Origin of the sequence: Variovorax sp. AB1(2024) (assembly GCF_037482385.2) — a bacterium.
In the GTDB taxonomy this organism is placed as follows: Bacteria; Pseudomonadota; Gammaproteobacteria; order Burkholderiales; family Burkholderiaceae_C; genus Variovorax.
In genome coordinates this window covers 1,423,687-1,439,958 of the sequence record NZ_JBBHKP020000001.1, presented here as the reverse complement: position 1 = coordinate 1,439,958, position 16,272 = coordinate 1,423,687, and the positions used below count along the sequence as shown (strand labels likewise).

Genomic DNA, 16,272 nt, shown 5'->3' with positions numbered 1-16,272 from the left:
GGGGGCTGCGTGACAATGCCGCGCATGCCCATCCCCAATGCCTTCTACGCCCAATCAGGCGGCGTCACCTCGGTCATCAACGCCTCGGCCTGCGGGGTGATCGAGACGGCGCGCCGGCACCCGGAGCGCATCGGCAAGCTCTACGCCGGGCGCAACGGCATCATCGGCGCGCTGACCGAGGAACTGATCGACACCGGCGCCGAACCGGCCGAGGCCATCGCGGCGCTGCGCACCACGCCTTCCGGCGCCTTCGGCTCGTGCCGCTACAAGCTCAAGTCGCTGGAGAAGAACCGGCGCGAGTACGAGCGGCTGATCGAGGTGTTCAAGGCGCACGGCATCGGCTACTTCTTCTACAACGGCGGCGGCGATTCGGCCGACACCTGCTTCAAGGTGAGCCAGCTGTCGCAGTCGATGGGCTATGCGCTGCAGGCCATCCACGTGCCCAAGACCATCGACAACGACCTGCCGCTGACCGACTGCTGCCCGGGCTTCGGCTCGGTCGCGAAATACGTGGCGGTGTCGACCATCGAGGCCTCGTTCGACGTGCGCTCGATGGCGGCGACATCGACCAAGGTGTTCGTGCTCGAGGTGATGGGGCGGCATGCGGGATGGATCGCCGCGGCCGGCGGGCTCGCCGCGGACCAGGGCATTCCGGTGGTGGTGCTGTTCCCGGAGATCGAGTTCGACAAGGTGCGCTTCCTGGCGCGTGTCGACGAACTGGTGAAGCAGCACGGCTATTGCTCGGTGGTGGTGTCCGAGGGCTGCCACCACCCCGACGGCACCTTCCTCGCCGAACAGGGCACGCGCGATGCCTTCGGCCATGCGCAGCTGGGCGGCGCGGCGCCGGTGGTGGCGCAGATGGTCAAGGACGCGCTGGGCCACAAGTTCCACTGGGCCGTGGCCGACTACCTTCAGCGCGCGGCGCGCCACATCGCCTCGGCCACCGACGTGAAGCAGGCCTACGAGCTGGGCCAGCGCGCGGTGGAGCTTGCGCTGGAAGGCCGCAACGCGGTGATGCCGACCATCGAGCGCATGTCCGACGTGCCGTACACCTACCGCATCGGCAGCGCACCGCTGGAGGCGGTGGCGAATGTCGAGAAGCCGATGCCGCGCGATTTCATCTCGGACGACGGCTACGGCATCACCGAGAAGTGCCGCCGCTACCTGCTGCCGCTGATCGAGGGCGAGGACTACCCCGCCTACAGCGGCGGCCTGCCGGTGTACACCACGCTGCGCAACCTGGCCGTGCCGAAGAAGCTGCCGGCCTTCGAGATCGCATGATGGCAACCGGCACGGCGGTCATCGACGCCACACGCTGCCCGCTGTGCGGCGGGCCGAACCGCTGCGCAATGGAGATCGAACGCGAGACCGGCCGGACGCAGCCGCCCTGCTGGTGCATGCAGGTCGACTTCAGCAATGCGCCGCTGACCAACCTGCCGGATGAAATGCGCGGGCTGGCGTGCATCTGCATGCGCTGCGCGACGGGCGCCGCGCCGCAGCGTCAGGACTGAGCGGCGTCCTGGGACTGAGTCTGTGATTGCGTCTGGGGCTGCACAGCCTCCGGCGCGGCCACCTCGCCCGACATCACCATCGACGGCGTATCGCCCTGCCGCTGCTGCGTGATCACCTGGTGGATGAACTGCAGCTTGCCCACGGCCGTGCGCGGCAGCACGAAGGGGTAGTAGTCGGGCTGGCCCATGCTGCGCGACAGCTCGTTGAGCACGTTGGTGAGCAGCACCCAGCCGTTGATGAAGTCGAGGAACTGGCCGGCATCGGGGTGGTCCGGCTGCCACAGGTCGTCGAGGGTGAACAGGTCGTTCGTGAGCTCGACGTTGGCCGCGTCGACGCCGAAGCTCATCGCGGTGTCCGCCGTGTCGGCCATGTGCAGGTAGTGCGCCCAGGTCTCGGCCCAGTCTTCCCACGGATGCGTGCTGGCGTAGCTGCTGACGTAGCGGTCGGTCCAGTCGGGCGGCGGGCCCTGCTCGTAGTGGGTCTGGAGCGCGGCCGCGTAGTCGGCGCGCTCGTCGCCGAAGAGCGCGCGGAAGTCGTCGATCCACGGCGTGGGCTGCACCAGCAGGTCCCAGTAGTAGTGGCCGATCTCGTGGCGGAAATGGCCGAGCAGCGTGCGGTAGGGCTCGCGCATCTCGGCGCGGATGCGCTCGCGCACGGCGTCCTCCGCCTCTTCGGCGTTGAGGGTGATCACGCCGTTGTCGTGGCCGGTCATGACGTGCGGGCCGCCCGGCACGTTGCTCAGGAAGTCGAAGGTCATGCCGTGCACCGGATCGGCGTGGCGGCTCACCACGGGCAGGCCGAGCGCGAGCAGCTGCGAAATGAGCCGGCGCTTGGCGGTTTCCAGCTTGCGCCAGAGCTCGCCGTTGCTCTCCATCGACAGGTCGGGAATGGTGCGGGTGACGCTGCACGCCAGGCAGTAACCCGGTGCCAGGCCGTGCGGGTCGGCGGGCGGCTGCTCGCCTTCGCGCGCGGCCGGCACCATCCAGCTGCAGGCGGCGGGCGTCATGAGGTTGGCGCAGCGGTGGTAGGTGGGGCCGTGCGGGTCGCCGAACACGGTGAAGGTGTCGGGCTGCGCGCCTTCGCCTTGCGCCAGCGCGAGCGGCACGACGCCGAGCCGGTCGACCACGTAGCCCAGCGGCGTGTGGCAGGCCAGGCATTCGCTGTTGCGCAGGAACACGGGGCGCCCGCACTGGCAGCGGTAGGCCCGGCTCACGGTGGGCGCGGCGAGCTCAGTGGCGAGCGTGGACGCGCCCTCGGGTTCGGCGGCGGCCGGGGCGCCGCCTTGCGGATCTTGGGCTTCGGTCAGGGAATCCATGTGGTTGTCTTGATCTTCTGGAAGACGTCTTCTGGAAGACGCGGAGGGGACAGCCGAACCATTGTGCGACCCGCGGGCACGGCCCTCATCGCGCAAACACCGATATGCTTGTAGGACGACGGACCCCGAGACATTCCGCCGCCCCATGACCTCCCCACAGACACCCGAAGAAGCCGCGAGCACGCCGGCCCCGCCCTCCATCGGCACGCTGCGCCAGCGCTATGGCGAACGCTATCGCTGGTACCTCCTGCTGTCGGTCATGGTGGGGACGATGGCGTCGATCATGTCCTCGACCATCGTCAACGTGGCCATTCCGGGCATGAGCCATCACTTCTCGCTCGGGCAGGAGCGCGCGCAATGGGTGAGCTCGGGCTTCATGGTGGCGATGACGGTCTCGATGCTCACCACGCCGTGGCTGCTGTCTCGCTACGGCTACCGGCGCACCTATGTCGGCACGATGGTGCTGCTCCTGCTGGGCGGCATCGTGGGCGGGGTGGCCAACGACTTCTCGCTGGTGCTGTTCGCGCGCGTGGCCGAAGGGCTGGCGGCGGGGGTGGTGCAGCCGATTCCGGCCATCATCATCCTGCGCGCCTTCGAGCCGCACGAGCAGGGGCGCGCGAGCGGCATCTTCGGCATGGGCGTGGTGCTGGCGCCAGCCATCGGGCCGAGCATCGGCGGTGTGCTGGTCGACCTGTTCGGCTGGCGCTCGATCTTCTTCATGGTGGTGCCGTTCTGCCTGGCCTCGCTCTGGCTGGCCTACAAGTTCGTGCCGACCACGGCGCCCGGCGGCGTGGCGGCGGTGCGCGGCGGCGGGCTCGACGGGCGCGGGCTGGCGCTGGGCACCATCGGCACGCTGTGCCTGCTCAACGGGCTGGTGGCGCTGCGCGGCGATTCGCCCCTGCAGGCAGGGCTGCTGCTGGCCGGCGCGCTGGCGGCGTTCGGCGCCTTCGTGTGGTGGCAGCGGCGGCTGGCGGCTTCGGGCGGCACGCCGCTGATGAACCTGGCGCTGTTCCAGTACCGGCAGTTCGCGATGGGCAGCGTGGTGGCGTTCATCTACGGCACGGCGCTGTTCGGCTCGACCTACCTGCTGCCGGTGTACATGCAGGTCGGGCTGCACCTGTCGGCCTCGCACGTGGGCACCATCCTGCTGCCGGCGGGCATCGTGCTGGCGCTGACCATCGCCGGCGTGGGCCGGCTGGCCGACCGGCATCCGACCTGGGTGCTGGTGACCATCGGGCTGGCGCTGCTGGCCGCGTCGTTCGCGCTGATGATGGTGCTGCGGCTGGACAGCGCGCTGTGGCTGCTGGTGGCGTTCGCGATCATCGGGCGCATCGGGCTGGGGTTCATCCTGCCCTCGCTCAACCTGGGCTCGATGCGGCCGCTGGCCAAGCCGCTGATTCCGCAGGGCGCCAGCGCCATCAACTTCGTGCGCATGCTGGGCGGCGCGGCCGGCGTGAGCCTGTGCGCCATCGTGCTCGAGTGGCGGCTGGCGGCGCACGGCGATTCGCTCGCCAACCCGATGAGCAGCCCGGCGCGGCTGGCCGCCTTCGACGAGGTGTTCGCGATGCTCGCGGGGCTGTGCGCGCTGGCGATCTGCGCGGCCTGGCAGCTGCGGCAGGGGCCGGCGGAGACTGTGCGCAAGCCTGGGTAAACCCCGGCGGCGGAAGACGGGGCTTTCGCTTTCAATTGTTATCAGTTGTATCGAACTCGCCAGCGAGCCCCATTCCCATGCATCGCAGAAATTTCATTGCCGCTTCGGCGGCGGCCGTCGCCGTGCCCGCGCTCGGGCTCATGTCTTCCGCCCAGGCCGCCGAAAGCGGCGCGGCGGACACCGAAATCGTGCTCGGCCTCACCGGCATCCTGAGCGGGCCGCTCGGGGCGCCGATCAAGGTCGTGGTGGCCGGCGCGGGGCTGGCTTTCGACGCGGTGAATGCGCAGGGCGGCCTGTCGGGCCGCAAGATCCGGCTGGTGTCGCTCGACGACGAGCTGGTGCCCGAGAAGGCGGTGGCCAACTACGAGAAGCTGCTCGCCGAGCACCGCGCCTTCGCCTTCTTCGGCTGCGTGGGCTCGGGCACCACCGCGGCGGCGGCCAAGGTGCTGAACCAGAGCGGCGCGCCGATGGTCGCCGGGTATGCGGTGTCGGATTCGGCGCGCGAGAAGGTGGCGGGCTCCGGCTACTTCGTGCGCGCCACCTTCGCGCGCGAGGCGCAGGCGCTGGTGCAGCACCTGACGACCATCGGCGTCTCGCGGATCGCGGTGGCCTACCTCGACAACCCCGGCGGCGCCGAAGTGGCCAGGCTGGTCGAGGCCGCGCTCGCCACGCTGCAGCTCAAGCCCGTGGCCGCCGTGCCGGTGAAGGGCGACGGCTCGGCCAACGAGGCCTCGGGCAAGGCGCTGGCGGACAGCAAGGCGCAGGCGGTCATCATGTACCTGGGCGGCGGCATCGGCGGCGAGGTGATGAAGAGCGCCTGGGCCGCGGGCGGGCGCCAGATGTTCTACGGCATGTCGATCGTGCCGGGCGACGTCACGGCGCGGCTGGTGGGCGACAAGACCAGCGGGCTGGCCATCTCGCAGATCGTGCCCTACCCGTGGAGCGAGGTGGACGCCGGCGCAAGAGAGTATCGGCAGCTCGCCGAGCGCGCCAAGGTCGACGTGGGCTATCTGAGCTACGAAGGCTACGTGAACGCGCTGGTGATGATCGAGGCGCTGCGCCGCACCGGGCGCGACCTGACGCGCGCCAGGCTGCATGCCACGCTCAAGGCGATGAAGCTGCGGGTGAACAACATGGAGATCGATTTCACCGGCGCCAGCAACACCGGCTCGCGCTTCATCGAGATGGTGCGGGTGACGAAGGAAGGCAAGTTCCTGCGCTAGCGGACGCCCGGCCGCGCGAATCGCGGTCTAATTGCGGGCATGTGTCAATTGCTAGGGATGAACTGCAACACGCCGACCGACGTGACCTTCAGCTTCACGGGGTTCGCGCAGCGCGGCGGCCGCACCGATCACCACGCCGACGGCTGGGGCATCGCGTTCTTCGAGGACCGCGGGCTGCGCCACTTCGTGGACCACCAGCCGGCGTGCGAATCGCCGGTGGCCGAGCTGATCCGACGCTATCCCATCCAGAGCCGCAACGTCATCGCGCACATCCGCAAGGCGACGCAGGGCGAGGTCAACCTGCAGAACTGCCACCCGTTCGTGCGCGAGCTATGGGGGCGCTACTGGGTGTTCGCCCACAACGGCGACCTGAAGGAATTCCGCCCGCGCCTGCACGGCAACTTCCATCCGGTGGGCAATACCGACAGCGAGCATGCCTTCTGCTGGATCATGCAGGAGCTGGCCAAGTCGCACGCGGGCGTGCCGAGCATCGAGGAGCTGACGCTCACGCTGCGCGAACTGGCGCCGCAACTGGCGAGCCACGGCACCTTCAACTTCATGCTGTCCAACGGGCAGGCGCTGTGGGCCCACGCGTCGACCAACCTCTGGTACGTGGAGCGGCAGCATCCGTTCGTCACCGCGCAGCTCTCCGACGAAGACCTGGCGATCGACTTCGCGCAGCACACCACGCCCAGCGACCGCGTGGCGGTGGTGGTGACGGCTCCGCTCACGACCAACGAAACCTGGACGCAGTTCGCGCCCGGCGAGCTTCATGTGTTCGTGGATGGACGGCTTTCGGGGTACTGAGCCGAGGTTGCAACCTTTCTACTGACACATTTTCGCAACAGTGCAATAAAGTATCAGCGGACGGACGAAAGTGCGAGAACAATAACTGTTCTCATTTGCATCTTTCGAACCGTCCATGCCCGCATCTCATTTCCATCTTCGGCCTGTCGTGGCCGCAACGCTGCTCGCGCTCCATGCCGTGGCGGCACTGGCCCAGAACAACGCGGCCGAACCGGCCGCCGCAACGGCGTCGAGCGGCACGCTGGCCACGGTGAACGTGGAAGCCAGCGCCGACGCATCGGCCGAGGGCCTGGCCAAGCCCTATGCCGGCGGCCAGGTGGCACGCGGCGGACGCGTCGGCATCCTGGGCACCCAGGACATGATGAGCACGCCCTTCTCCAGCACCAACTACACCAACGAGCTGATCCAGGACCAGCAGGCCAAGAGCGTGGCCGACGTGCTGCTGAACGACCCGTCGGTGCGCCAGGCGCGCGGCTTCGGCAACTTCCAGGAGCTGTACGTGGTGCGCGGCTTCCCCGTGTACTCGGACGACGTGTCGTACAACGGCCTCTACGGCATGCTGCCGCGCCAGTACATCGCCTCCGAATTCTTCGAGCGCGTGGAAGTGTTCCGCGGCGCCAACACCTTCCTGAACGGCGCGGCCCCCGGCGGCAGCGGCATCGGCGGCGCGATCAACCTGCTGCCCAAGCGCGCGCCCAACGAAGCGCTCACGCGTGTCGGCTTCGGCGTGCAGAGCGGCGGCCAGGGCTTCGTCAATCTCGACCTGGCCCGCCGCTTCGGTCCCGACGACAGCCTGGGCGTGCGCGTGAACGCGGTGCGCCGTGAAGGCGGCACCGGCGTGAACAAGGAAAGCCAGCAGCTCAGCGCCTTCGGCGTCGGCCTCGACTGGCACAACCGCAACGTGCGCCTGTCGGCCGACTTCGGCTATCAGGACTATGACCTGAAAGACGGCCGCCCGAGCCTGACGCCCTCGTCCACGCTGCCGATCCCGCGCGCGCCCGACGCCCGCACCAACTTCGCCCAGCCCTGGACCTATTCGAAGGAAAAGGACAAGTTCGCCACCTTCCGCGGCGAAATCGACATCACCGACAACATCACCGCCTGGGCCGCCGGCGGCGTGCGCCGCAGCAGCGAAGACAACGTGCTGTCGAACCCGACGCTCACCGACGCCTTCGGCAACACCAGCAACACGCGCTTCAGCAACACCCGCGAAGACCGCATCGGCACCGGCGAAATCGGCGTGCGGGGCAACTTCGCCACCGGCCCGGTGAAGCACACGCTGGTGGCCTCGGCCGCCAAGTACAGCAACGACCGCGACAACGCCTACGCCATCTCGGCACAGAGCGTGCGCAACAACATCTACACGCCGTACGCGTCGCCCTACCCGGTCGCCAACGGTGCTTTCGTGGGCAACACGCTCGACGATCCGCGCCTGACCGACCGCATCGAAACATCGAGCGTGGCCGTCGCCGACACCATGGCGTTCATGGACGACCGCCTGCTCGTCACGCTGGGCGCGCGCCGCCAGACCATCAAGCAGACCAGCTACGCCTACAACACGCTCAAGCAGACCAGCGACTACGACAAGAGCAGGACCACCCCGGTGGCCGGCGTCGTGTTCAAGATCACGCCGACGGTCTCGGCCTACGCCAACTACATCGAAGGCCTCGTCAAGGGCAACGTGGCGGGCACCACGGTGAACAACCGCCCCGTCACCAATGCCGGCGAAATCTTCGCGCCGTACCAGGCCAAGCAGAAGGAGATCGGCGTCAAGTACGACGGCGGCACGCTCGGCGCCAGCGCCGCGTTCTTCACCACCGACCAGCCGACGTACTACTACGCCGGCCAGACCTACGGCCTGTACGGCAAGCAGCGCAACCAGGGCCTGGAGTTCTCGGTGTTCGGCCAACCGGCCAAGGGCCTGCGCCTGCTCGGCGGCCTGACGCTGCTGGACGCCAAGCAGAAGAACACGCAAGGCGGCGCCACCGACGGCCTGACGGCCATCGGCGTGGCCAAGCAGCAAGCCAACCTGGGCGCCGAATGGGACGTGCCGGGCCTGCGCAACCTGTCGCTGAACGCCCGCGTGCTCTACACCTCGAAGCAATACGCCAACGCCGCCAACACCCAGTCGGTGCCGTCGTGGACGCGCTTCGACATCGGCGCGCGCTACCTGGTCGACCTGGGCAACGGCCGTGCGCTCACGCTGCGTGCGCGCATCGACAACCTGTTCAACAAGTCGTACTGGGCCTCGGTGGGCGGCACGCAGGGCAGCAACTACCTGGTGCTGGGCGCGCCGCGCACCTTCTCGCTGAGCGGCACCATCGACTTCTGACGCTGGAGGTCAGCGGCCCTGCGGCTGCAGGGTCGCTTCCAGCGCATCGATGAACATGGCCGGCACGTCGAAGCCGGTCTGCTCGGTGATTTCCTGGAAGCAGGTCGGGCTGGTCACGTTGATTTCGGTGACCGAGTCGCCGATCACGTCGAGCCCGATCAGCAGCAGCCCGCGCGGCGCGAGCACACGGCCGATGGTTTCCGCGATCTCGCGGTTGCGCGCGGTCAGCGGCTGCGCCACGCCCTTGCCGCCGGCCGCAAGGTTGCCGCGCACCTCGGTGCCTTGCGGAATGCGCGCCAGCACGAAGGGCGCCGGCTCGCCCGCGATGATCAGGATGCGCTTGTCGCCCTGGACGACCTCGGGCACGAAGCGCTGCACCATGATGGTCTCGGCGCCGTCCTTGTTGAGCGTCTCGACGATGGAGCCGAGGTTCAGCGCGTCCTGCTTCACGCGGAAGATGCCCATGCCGCCCATGCCGTCGAGCGGCTTCAGGATGATGTCGCCGTGCTCCGCATGGAAGTCGCGCACCGCCTGCGCGCTGCGCGTGACCAGCGTGGGCGTGACGAACTGCGGAAACTCCATGATCGCGAGCTTCTCGGGGTGGTCGCGCAGCGCGCGCGGCGAGTTGACCACCCGGCCGCCCTCGCGCTCGGCCTGCTCCAGCAGGTGCGTCGCGTAGATGTACTCGGCGTCGAAGGGCGGGTCCTTGCGCATCAGCACCGCGTCGAAGTCCTTCAACGCCTTCGACTCGGTGATGTCGACGCGGTACCAGTCCTTCGCGTCGCCCGTCAGCGTGATCTGCTGCACCGTGGCGGTGACGAAACCACCCGACTTCCACTGGATGTCCTGCGGCAGGCAGGCGGCGATGCGGTGGCCGCGGCGCTGGGCCTCGCGCATCATCGAGAAGGTGGTGTCCTTGTAGATCTTGAAATGATCGAGCGGGTCGGCGACGAAGAGGATGTTTTTCATCAGGCGTTCTTTCTTGCGGTGCCACGAACGGCGGGCGCCGCCGGGTATCGGGGCGCGATGTTGCCGGAAGCGGCGATGTCCTTGCCGGCCGGGGCTTTTTCTCCATGCGCGCGGCCGGGCTGGAGCAATCGCATCGCGCGATTGTGCCGGGAGCCGTCAGCGCCAGATTGTCAACAATCCGAACAGCACAATGTCAACCATCGGGCACGGGACTTGCACGAACCCGCTTGCGACATCCCGCCGTGCACCGCCATGGCCCAGCAAGATTGGAGAACCCCGTGGAAGCATCCGTTTCGCAGCAGCGCCATCCCGCGCTCGTCCCCGCCGCCGTGGTGGACGAGTTCCTTCGCCTGGTGATGATTCCCGACCCGCAGTCGGCCTCGCGCTTCACCGCACCGGACATCCGCATCCGCTTCACCGGCAACCGGCCGATGCAGGCACCCGGCGACACCTCGGCCTTCAATGCGAAGCGCTATGCCTGGGTCAAGAAGAAGATCGAGCGCACCGAGACGGTGGCCGGCGGCACGCCCGAGGAAACGGTGGTCTACAGCCTCGGCACGCTCTACGGCGCATGGCCCGACGGCACGGCCTTCGAAGGCAATCGGTACGTCGACCGCTACGTGGTGCGCCACGGCCTGATCGTGCAGATGGACGTGTGGAACGACAGCGCCGAATGGCTGCTGGTGCGCGCCGGCCTCGCCGTGCTGTGACGAGGCCGCCGGCATGACGACGCGCTGGCCCGACCGGCTCCCCACGCACGACCGCTTCGACTACCTGCCCATCACGCGGCGGCCCGGCTACGTGTGGCCGAACGGCGCGCGGCTGGCGGTGTACATCGGCTTCAACGTCGAGCACTTCGCCTTCGGCGACGGGCTGGGCGCATGCATCGGCCCCGCCTCGCCGCAGCCTGACGTGCTCAACCACGGCTGGCGCGAATACGGCAACCGCGTCGGCGCCTGGCGCTGCCTCGAGCTGCTCGACGCGCTCGCGCTGCCCACGGGCGCGCTCGTCAACACCGCGCTGTACGACCACTGCCCAGAACTGGTCCAGGCGCTGGTGGCGCGCGGCGACGAATTGATCGGCCACGGCCACAGCAACGCCGAACGCCAGGGCGTGCTCGACGAGGCGCACGAACGCGCGCTGCTGCAGCGCTGCCGCGAACGCATGCTGCGCGAGAGCGGGCAGGCGCCGGCCGGGTGGCTCTCGCCATGGATCTCGGAAAGCGCCGTCACGCCCGACCTGCTTGCCGAGACCGGCTACCGCTACACGCTCAACTGGTGCCACGACGACCAGCCGCTGCGCATGCGCACGCGCGGTGGAGAAGGCTCGCTGTGGTCGGTGCCGTACCCGCAGGAGCTCAACGACATCCCGATGATCGTCGGCCGCCTGATGGACGCGAAGGACTTCAGCGCGATGGTGATCGACAACTTCGAGGAAATGCTCGAACAGTCGCGCACGCAGCCGCTGGTGATGGGCCTGGCGCTGCATCCCTACATCGTGGGCCAGCCCTACCGGCTGCGGCATCTGCGCACCGCGCTCGCGCATCTGGCGCGTGCGCGCGACCGGGGCGACATCTGGTTCACCACGCCGGGCGCGATCGCCTCGCACGTGGAACAGATTGCGAAGGAACGGCCGGGGGAGTTCGCCTGAGGCGCTCCGCCAGGCCTCAGATCTCGATCTTCGAGCCCAGCTCCACCACCGCGTTGTTCGGCAGCCCCAGGAACGCCGCCGCCCCGCTCGCGTTGTGGTGCATCTGCGCGAACAGCTTCTCGCGCCACGGCGCCATGCCGCTGCCGAGCGTGGGAATCACCACGTCGCGCGACAGGAAGTAGCTGGTCGTCATCGCCTCCAGCTGGCAGCCGCGCATGCGCGCGTTCTCGAGCGCGCGCGGCAGGTCGATGTCGTTCTTGAAGCCGTAGTGCACGATGATCTGCCAGCAGTGGTGGCCCAGCGGCTCGATCTCGATGCGCTTGTCCATGGGGATCCAGGGCACCTCGTGGTTGCGCACCGTGACGAACATGTTCTGCTCGTGCAGCACCTTGTTGTGCTTGAGGTTGTGCAGCAGCGCATTGGGCACCACGCCCGGCTCGGCCGTGAGGAACACCGCCGTGCCGTCCACGCGCACCGGCGGGCTCACGAACACCGAGTCGAGGAACGACTTCAGGTCGATGGCGTCGGCATGCTGGGCCTCGCCCATGAGGCGGCGGCCTTCCTTCCAGGTGATCATCAGCGTGAACACGAAGCCGCCGATCATCAGCGGGAACCAGCCGCCCTCGAACAGCTTGAGCAGGTTCGAGGCGAAGAACATGAAGTCGACGAAGAAGAACACCGCCGTCGAGCCGATGCACAGCAGCAGCGGCAGCTTCCATGCATAGCGGATCACGAAGAAGGTCAGCACCGTGGTGATCAGCATGTCGGTGGTCACGGCAATGCCGTAGGCCGCGGCCAGGCTGCTCGACGAGCGGAACATGACCACCGCCAGCACGATGGCCACGAACAGGCCCCAGTTGACCAGCGGAATGTAGATCTGCCCGGCCGTGCGCACGCTGGTGTGCTCGATGTTCAGGCGCGGCAGGTAGCCCAGCTGGATGACCTGGCGCGTGACGCTGAAGGCACCGGTGATGAGTGCCTGCGACGCGATCACCGTGGCCAGCGTGGCCAGCAGCACCAGCGGAATGAGCGCCCATTCGGGTGCCATCATGAAGAACGGGTTCTTCACCGCCTCGGGGTTCTCCAGCAGCAGCGCGCCCTGGCCGAAGTAGTTGAGCGTGAGCGCCGGCATCACCACCGAGAACCACGCGATGCGGATCGGGCTCTTGCCGAAGTGGCCGAGGTCGGCATAGAGCGCCTCGGCACCGGTCACGCACAGCACGGTGGCGCCCAGCAGGATGAAGCTGGTGCCGGGGTTGTCCCAGATGAACTTGAGCGCGTAGAACGGGTTCAGCGCCTTGAGGATTTCAGGGTGGTGCACGATCTGCGACACGCCCAGCACCGCGATCGACAGGAACCACACCAGCGTGACCGGCCCGAAGAACTTGCCGATGCCCGCCGTGCCGCGCTTCTGCACCACGAACAGGCAGAACAGCACGACCAGCGTGAGCGGAATGACGTAGTGCGTGAAGTGCGGCGACACCACTTCCAGGCCTTCCACGGCCGACAGCACGGAGATGGCCGGCGTGATGACCCCGTCACCGTAGAACAGCGATGTGCCGAAGATGCCCACTACCAGCAGCAGGTGGCGCAGCCTGGGCTTGTCCGCCACCGCGCGCGAGGCCAGCGCGAGCATCGCGACCAGCCCGCCCTCGCCTTCGTTGTCGGCGCGCAGCACCAGCACCACGTACTTGATGGAGACGATGACGGTGAGCGTCCAGAAGAACATCGACAGGATGCCGTAGACGTTCTCGACCGTGAACGGCACGTGGCCGTGGCCGAAGACTTCCTTGACGGCATACAGGACGCTGGTGCCGATGTCGCCGTAGACGACGCCGATGGCGCCGACGATCAGGCCGGCGGAGATGGTTTTGGGGGCTGACACGAAGTCGATGGGAAAAGGGCTGGCTGTATCAATCGACGTGTCAGACACGCGGGGGAGCGATGGCGGCGGATTCCGCGCCATGCATCCCCTCCGCCCTTTGGGTTCCGTTGATGTGGGGCCGCTATTTTGCCGCCGCCCGCCGCCGCCGCAAGCCGGCCCCCGCAATCATTCGTAGATTTCGGCGTCCGGGTTGGTGGCTTCCATCTCGTAGCTGGCGGCCACCATGGCCAGCCGGCCGACCACGCCGTACATGTAGAAGCGGTTCGGCGCGCTGGCGCCGGGCTTGGCGCCGGGCTGCGGCAGGTGTGCGCTCTCGGAGAAGGCCAGCGGCACGAAGCTCGCGCCCGGCAGCTTGAGGTTCTCGTCGGGCGCCTGCTCGGCATGCACGCGGTAGAAGCCGCCGACCACGTAGCGGTCCATCATGTAGACGACCGGTTCGGCCACGCCGTTGTGCACGCGCTCGTTGGTGAGCACGCCTTCCTGGACGATCAGCTCGGTGGGTTCGCGCAGCTCGCGCAACTCGCGTGCTTCCCGGCTGTTGGCGGCCTTGGCGGCCGACGCGCCGCGCGGCTTGCCGATCAGCGCCTCGACGTCTTTCACGTCGCGCACCGTCACCACGCCCGGGCTGCCGCTGTCGCTATGGCCGCCCTTGACGACCACGAACGGCTTCTCGTTGATGCCGTATTCCTTGTATTTGCGGCGCACCTTCGTCAGCACCGCGTCCACGTGGCTGGTCAGCACGTCGATGCCGCGGCCCTCGGCCACGTCGACGCCCTCGGCACGCGCATAGATCGGGTTTATGAGCCACGGGTCGATGCCCAGCAGCTTGCCGAAGCGCTTGGACAGCTCTTCATAGCTGTGCAGGTGGTTGCTCTTGCGGCGAACCGACCAGCCCGCGTGCAGCGGCGGCAGCAGGTATTGCTCGTGCAGATCCTCGAGGATGCCGGGCGTTCCCGCAGAAAGCTCGTTGTTGAGCAGAATTGTGCAGGGATCGAAGTTCTTCAGCCCCAGGCGGCGCTTGGTGCGCACCACCGGCTCCAGCGTGACGACGTCGCCGCCGGGCAATTCGATCTTCTTGGGCGACTTGATGGCCGGGTCGATCGACCCTACGCGCACGTTGAGCCCCGCCATGTGGAAGATGCGCACCAGTTGCGCGACGTTGGCAAGATAAAACGTGTTCTTCGAGTGATTTTCCGGAATGACGAGCAGGTTGCGCGCCTCCGGACAGATCTTCTCGATGGCTGCCTGCGCCGCCTGCACGGCCAGCGGCAGCATTTCCTTGGTGAGGTTGTTCCAGCCGCCGGGGAACAGGTTGGTGTCGACCGGGGCGAGCTTGAAGCCGGCGTTGCGGATGTCCACGGCGCTGTAGAACGGCGGCGTGTGTTCCATCCATTCGAGCCTGAACCAGCGCTCGATGGCGGGCATCGAGTCGAGCACCCGCTGCTCCAGTTCGTTGATCGGGCCGGTCAGGGCGGTGACGAGATGCGGAACCATGCGGCGGCCTTGTTGGTTTTGTGCTTAAAGGTAGAGCGGAATTGTAGGATTTGGGGATGGCCGCCCCAATGACAAGACGGGAGAAAGCAGACTTGCCTCAGCCGATCCGCTCTCCACGGCTTCTCAACTCCGGACTTCGCCCTGCCCGAGCACGACGTACTTGAGCGAGGTCAGTCCTTCGATGCCGACCGGTCCGCGGGCGTGGAACTTGTCGGTGCTGATGCCGATTTCGGCACCCAGCCCGAACTCGAACCCGTCCGCGAAGCGGGTGCTCGCATTGACCATGACGCTGGCCGAATCGACCTCGCGCAGGAAGCGCTGCGCATGCACATGGTCGCGCGTGACGATGGCGTCGGTGTGATGGCTCGAATAGCGGTTGATGTGGGCGATGGCCTCGTCCACGCCGGCCACCACCTTGATGCTGATCACGGCGGCCAGGTATTCCTCGGACCAGTCCGACTCCACTGCATCGACCACCCTGGCCTGCGGATCGATGGCGTCGTCGGCGCGCAGGATGCGGGCGGCTTCGGGGTCGCAACGCATTTCCACGCCCTTGGCCGCGAAGATGGCGGCGATCTCGGGCAGGAAGTCTTCGGCGACCGTGGCCGACACCAGCAGGCCTTCGGCGGCGTTGCAGGGGCTGTACTTCTGGGTCTTGGCGTTGTCGACGATGCGCAGCGCCATGTCGAACTCGGCCGTGTCGTCCACGTACACGTGGCAGTTGCCGTCCAGGTGCTTGATGACCGGCACCTTGGCGTCGCGGCTGATGCGCTCGATCAGGCCCTTGCCGCCGCGCGGGATGATCACGTCCACGAACTCCGGCATGGCGATCAGCTGGCCGACGGCTTCGCGGTCGGTGGTCTGCACCAGTTGCACCGCCTCGACCGGCAGGCCGGCTTCGGCCAGCGCCTCGGACACCAGCAGCGCCAGCGCCTTGTTCGATTCGATGGCTTCCGAGCCGCCGCGCAGGATGGCCGCGTTGCCGCTCTTGATGGCCAGGCTCGCGGCCTCGATGGTCACGTTGGGCCGGCTCTCGTAGATCATGCCGAAGACGCCGATCGGCACGCGCATCTGGCCCACGCGGATGCCGCTGGGCTGCTGCTTCATGCCGATGATTTCGCCGATCACGTCGGCCATGCCGGCCAGCTGCTCGCAGCCCTGGGCGACGGTCTCGATGACCTTGGGCGTGAGCTTGAGGCGGTCGACCATCGGCGCCGAGAGGCCGGCGGCCGTAGCGCGCTCCAGGTCTTTCTGGTTGGCCGTGGCCAGCACCGGGCCGGCTTCGCGCAGGCGCCGGGCCAGCGCCTTCAGTGCTATGTTTTTGGTAGCTGCATCCGCACGGGCCATGAGGAATGCAGCGGCTTTGGCTTGCAGACCCAGGGTCTGCATGTGCTCGCTGACGTTGAACGCGTTCATGCCCCTATTTTCCCACGC

At 67.7% G+C, this 16,272-nt stretch carries 14 protein-coding genes; 8 read left to right on the top strand and 6 right to left on the bottom strand.

Translation table 11 applies throughout. The features are described 5' to 3' along the window. Positions 1-24: 24 nt before the first annotated feature. Both WIX39_RS06860 and WIX39_RS06855 read left to right on the top strand, forming a co-directional pair. A complete protein-coding gene (locus WIX39_RS06860) occupies positions 25-1,281 on the top strand; it encodes a 6-phosphofructokinase (RefSeq protein WP_409194725.1) in 1,257 nt (418 codons plus the stop codon). Beyond that, on the top strand, positions 1,281-1,511 hold the full coding sequence (locus WIX39_RS06855; RefSeq protein ID WP_409194724.1) for a cysteine-rich CWC family protein: 231 nt from the start codon (positions 1,281-1,283) through the stop codon (positions 1,509-1,511). Before WIX39_RS06860 ends, WIX39_RS06855 begins: the two co-directional genes overlap by 1 nt. On the opposite strand, the gene WIX39_RS06850 is transcribed toward WIX39_RS06855, so the two are convergent. Next, positions 1,502-2,827: a zinc-binding metallopeptidase family protein gene (locus tag WIX39_RS06850; RefSeq protein WP_409194723.1), complete on the bottom strand. Its 1,326-nt coding sequence runs from the start codon at positions 2,825-2,827 to the stop codon at positions 1,502-1,504. The genes WIX39_RS06855 and WIX39_RS06850 overlap by 10 nt on opposite strands. 145 nt (positions 2,828-2,972) lie before the next feature. Here WIX39_RS06850 and WIX39_RS06845 point away from each other — a divergent pair, with 145 nt between their 5' ends. The 4 genes from WIX39_RS06845 (at position 2,973) to WIX39_RS06830 (ending at position 8,840) form a co-directional block, all read left to right on the top strand. Next, positions 2,973-4,478, top strand: a complete 1,506-nt coding sequence (locus WIX39_RS06845; protein WP_081270078.1) for an MFS transporter — start codon at positions 2,973-2,975, stop codon at positions 4,476-4,478. Positions 4,479-4,555: 77 nt separating this feature from the next. Then, complete coding sequence (locus WIX39_RS06840; protein ID WP_409194722.1) at positions 4,556-5,701, top strand: ABC transporter substrate-binding protein; 1,146 nt, start codon at positions 4,556-4,558, stop codon at positions 5,699-5,701. A gap of 39 nt (positions 5,702-5,740) precedes the next feature. After that, a complete protein-coding gene (locus WIX39_RS06835) occupies positions 5,741-6,508 on the top strand; it encodes a class II glutamine amidotransferase (RefSeq protein ID WP_081270080.1) in 768 nt (255 codons plus the stop codon). Between the two features lie 115 nt (positions 6,509-6,623). Then, positions 6,624-8,840 carry a TonB-dependent receptor gene (locus tag WIX39_RS06830; protein WP_409194721.1) on the top strand — a complete coding sequence of 739 codons (2,217 nt, stop codon included), beginning with the start codon at positions 6,624-6,626 and terminating at the stop codon, positions 8,838-8,840. Positions 8,841-8,849: 9 nt separating this feature from the next. Here WIX39_RS06830 and gshB read toward each other — a convergent pair whose 3' ends face one another. Beyond that, positions 8,850-9,809: a glutathione synthase gene (gene gshB, locus WIX39_RS06825; RefSeq protein ID WP_081270082.1), complete on the bottom strand. Its 960-nt coding sequence runs from the start codon at positions 9,807-9,809 to the stop codon at positions 8,850-8,852. Next, positions 9,809-9,943: a hypothetical protein gene (locus WIX39_RS06820; RefSeq protein WP_285411509.1), complete on the bottom strand. Its 135-nt coding sequence runs from the start codon at positions 9,941-9,943 to the stop codon at positions 9,809-9,811. The genes gshB and WIX39_RS06820 overlap by 1 nt, the downstream gene beginning before the upstream one ends. Positions 9,944-10,165: 222 nt before the next feature. Here WIX39_RS06820 and WIX39_RS06815 point away from each other — a divergent pair, with 222 nt between their 5' ends. Together WIX39_RS06815 and WIX39_RS06810 are read left to right on the top strand one after the other, a co-directional pair. Beyond that, on the top strand, positions 10,166-10,519 hold the full coding sequence (locus WIX39_RS06815; RefSeq protein ID WP_409196327.1) for a nuclear transport factor 2 family protein: 354 nt from the start codon (positions 10,166-10,168) through the stop codon (positions 10,517-10,519). Positions 10,520-10,532: 13 nt separating this feature from the next. Then, a complete protein-coding gene (locus WIX39_RS06810) occupies positions 10,533-11,459 on the top strand; it encodes a polysaccharide deacetylase family protein (RefSeq protein WP_409194720.1) in 927 nt (308 codons plus the stop codon). A gap of 16 nt (positions 11,460-11,475) precedes the next feature. On the opposite strand, the gene WIX39_RS06805 is transcribed toward WIX39_RS06810, so the two are convergent. From WIX39_RS06805 to WIX39_RS06795, 3 genes are all read right to left on the bottom strand, one after another. Continuing rightward, a complete protein-coding gene (locus WIX39_RS06805; protein WP_081270084.1) occupies positions 11,476-13,344 on the bottom strand; it encodes a potassium transporter Kup in 1,869 nt (622 codons plus the stop codon). Between the two features lie 165 nt (positions 13,345-13,509). After that, a complete protein-coding gene (gene gshA, locus WIX39_RS06800) occupies positions 13,510-14,838 on the bottom strand; it encodes a glutamate--cysteine ligase (RefSeq protein ID WP_106935969.1) in 1,329 nt (442 codons plus the stop codon). Between the two features lie 123 nt (positions 14,839-14,961). Continuing rightward, entirely contained in the window at positions 14,962-16,254 is a 1,293-nt protein-coding gene (locus WIX39_RS06795; protein ID WP_409194719.1) for a glutamate-5-semialdehyde dehydrogenase, read from the bottom strand. Positions 16,255-16,272: the final 18 nt, after the last annotated feature.

Bases quoted from the DNA above. Each gene is read 5' to 3' on its own strand.
- WIX39_RS06795 (WP_409194719.1), bottom strand. From the start codon at position 16,254: ATGAACGCGTTCAACGTCAGCGAGCACATGCAGACCCTGGGTCTGCAA.
- gshB (WP_081270082.1), bottom strand. From the start codon at position 9,809: ATGAAAAACATCCTCTTCGTCGCCGACCCGCTCGATCATTTCAAGATC.
- WIX39_RS06830 (WP_409194721.1), top strand. From the start codon at position 6,624: ATGCCCGCATCTCATTTCCATCTTCGGCCTGTCGTGGCCGCAACGCTG.
- WIX39_RS06820 (WP_285411509.1), bottom strand. From the start codon at position 9,943: ATGCGATTGCTCCAGCCCGGCCGCGCGCATGGAGAAAAAGCCCCGGCC.
- WIX39_RS06835 (WP_081270080.1), top strand. From the start codon at position 5,741: ATGTGTCAATTGCTAGGGATGAACTGCAACACGCCGACCGACGTGACC.
- WIX39_RS06860 (WP_409194725.1), top strand. From the start codon at position 25: ATGCCCATCCCCAATGCCTTCTACGCCCAATCAGGCGGCGTCACCTCG.
- WIX39_RS06815 (WP_409196327.1), top strand. From the start codon at position 10,166: ATGATTCCCGACCCGCAGTCGGCCTCGCGCTTCACCGCACCGGACATC.
- WIX39_RS06850 (WP_409194723.1), bottom strand. From the start codon at position 2,827: ATGGATTCCCTGACCGAAGCCCAAGATCCGCAAGGCGGCGCCCCGGCC.
- gshA (WP_106935969.1), bottom strand. From the start codon at position 14,838: ATGGTTCCGCATCTCGTCACCGCCCTGACCGGCCCGATCAACGAACTG.
- WIX39_RS06845 (WP_081270078.1), top strand. From the start codon at position 2,973: ATGACCTCCCCACAGACACCCGAAGAAGCCGCGAGCACGCCGGCCCCG.
- WIX39_RS06855 (WP_409194724.1), top strand. From the start codon at position 1,281: ATGGCAACCGGCACGGCGGTCATCGACGCCACACGCTGCCCGCTGTGC.
- WIX39_RS06840 (WP_409194722.1), top strand. From the start codon at position 4,556: ATGCATCGCAGAAATTTCATTGCCGCTTCGGCGGCGGCCGTCGCCGTG.
- WIX39_RS06810 (WP_409194720.1), top strand. From the start codon at position 10,533: ATGACGACGCGCTGGCCCGACCGGCTCCCCACGCACGACCGCTTCGAC.